Source organism: Salinibacterium sp. (genome assembly GCF_031364185.1).
Taxonomy (GTDB): Bacteria; Actinomycetota; Actinomycetes; order Actinomycetales; family Microbacteriaceae; genus Rhodoglobus.
Genome location: NZ_JANLVV010000007.1, coordinates 1 through 1,995, shown reverse-complemented (window position 1 = coordinate 1,995; position 1,995 = coordinate 1). Strand labels below are relative to the sequence as shown.

Sequence of the window (1,995 nt, the reverse complement as noted above, 5' to 3'; positions counted from 1 at the left end):
TTCGGCCTCGGGTCGCTCCGCGTGCTCCGGACCAATCACGAGTCTGTGTTGGCTTTCGTGAGGGAGTACGAAGGTGCCGGCACCCAGTTCGGTGACTCTCCTGAGTCGATCCTGTGCGTCTTCAGCTTTGCGCACAATCCGGTATCAGTGACCATCGAGGTCGACGGTTATGCGGGTGCGACGGCGTTTGACCTGTTCGGTGGAGGTGAGTTTCCTTCTGTGAACGACGATGGCACGGTGAAACTCACCCTCGGCACCCAGAGCTTCTACTGGCTGCACCTCGGGAATGCCCATTTTGCTGGCAGTCGCGTCTAAATACCGCGTCATGGGCAAACAGCGAGCCTGCGCGGTGCTGTCGCCTCCCGGTCGTAGCCTGATGGCATGAACAACTGGGGCCAGCTCGGCGTCTTCGACCTCGAGACCACAGGCGTCGATGTCGACACCGCTCGAATAGTGTCCGCCTGCATCGCGATTCTCAACCCGGACGGCTCGATCGTGGCCAGGTGGGATTGGCTTGCCGATCCCGGCATCGAGATTCCCGCGGGCGCTTCCGCCGTGCACGGCATCACCACGGAGCGTGCGCGCGCGCTCGGGCGCAGCGCCCAGGAGGTTGTTGCCGAAATTACCCAGAGCCTGCGCGTGCTGTTCGCGCTCGGGATCCCCCTGGTGGTGTACAACGCGCCATACGACCTCAGCCTGCTCGACCGCGAATGTCGCAGGCATGGACTTGAGCCGCTCCGGCCTCCGACACCGGTGATAGACCCTCTCGTACTGGACAAGGTCGTGGATAAATTCCGCAAGGGTAAGCGCACCCTCGAGGTGACCGCATCTCACTACGACGTTGCGCTGGATGATGCTCACGACGCCGGGTCTGATGCCATTGCGGCGGGTCGCGTCGCCCAGGCCCTCGCCGCCGCGTATCCAGACCAGCTCGACGTGCCGTTGGCCGACCTCCACGAACGCCAGGTCACCTGGTACGCCGAGCAGGCCGCGAGCTTCGCTGACTACATCAGACGAGTCAAGGGCGACCAGGACTTCGTGGCTGACTCTGAATGGCCGGTGCGTACCAGCGAACATCCGGGGAGCATCCTCGACACACAGCCCATTGAAGCCCCTTCACCGCGACCGAGTCTGCGCGTGCCGCATCTGGACTTCGATACCGGTGTTCTCGTGCTTGACAGGCCCGCACTGGAGGCGCCAGCCATCCCGGTAGCCGCTATGCGGAGTCTCGTCGAGCTGGAGGCAGTGACGGCCGAAAGCGCGCAGGATGACCACGCCCAGGCGCCTACCGACGCGGGTGTCGCAGACGACAATCAGGACGCGCACGAGGAGGCTGTCGCGCACGAGGAACCTGCCGCGGACGACGAGCCGGGTGCAGACGACGAGCCTGCCGCGGACGACGAGCCTGCCGCAGACGACGAGCCTGTCTCGGACGAGGAGACGGAGCACACCCCCGAATCTGGTGCTGGGGACGTCGAATATGAACCCCTCACGCTGGTCCCATCCGCACCGTTCGAATCCGCACCGGTCGAATCCGCACCATTCGAATCCGCACCGGTCGAATTCGCACTGCTCGAATTTGCACCGCTCGACCCCGAGGAAGACCAGGGAGCACTATGGTCAGGTGTCGACCCAGACGACTCGCTGCCAGGTCCAGAAGAGTCGGTGCAGCAACGGTCGGGCTTAGCGGTGTTTGACACACCGGATGCTCAAGGCGACGACCCTCAGGCCGCCATTCCCGAGCGCCCTGCTCTTCGGCCGACAGTGTTGCGTGTAGCTGCCGCGATCATCACGGACGCCGACGGTCGTACGCTGCTGGTGCGCAAACGGGGAAGCTCGTCGTTCATGCAAGCGGGCGGGAAGATCGAACGCGGTGAGAGTGCCGTTGACGCCCTATCGCGCGAACTTCTCGAGGAGATAGGTCTCGAACTCGACACGGGCGTGACGGAGTACCTCGGCAGCTTCAGAGCCGAAGCCGCGAATGAGCCCGACACG

At 64.1% G+C, this 1,995-nt stretch carries 2 protein-coding genes; both read left to right on the top strand.

Annotated elements, in window-relative coordinates:
* A partial coding sequence (locus RMN95_RS00670; protein WP_309615052.1) for an alpha-glucosidase C-terminal domain-containing protein occupies window positions 1-315 on the top strand: 315 nt, incomplete at its 5' end.
* 66 nt (window positions 316-381) lie between these two features.
* A partial coding sequence (locus RMN95_RS00665; RefSeq protein WP_309615051.1) for an exonuclease domain-containing protein occupies window positions 382-1,995 on the top strand: 1,614 nt, incomplete at its 3' end.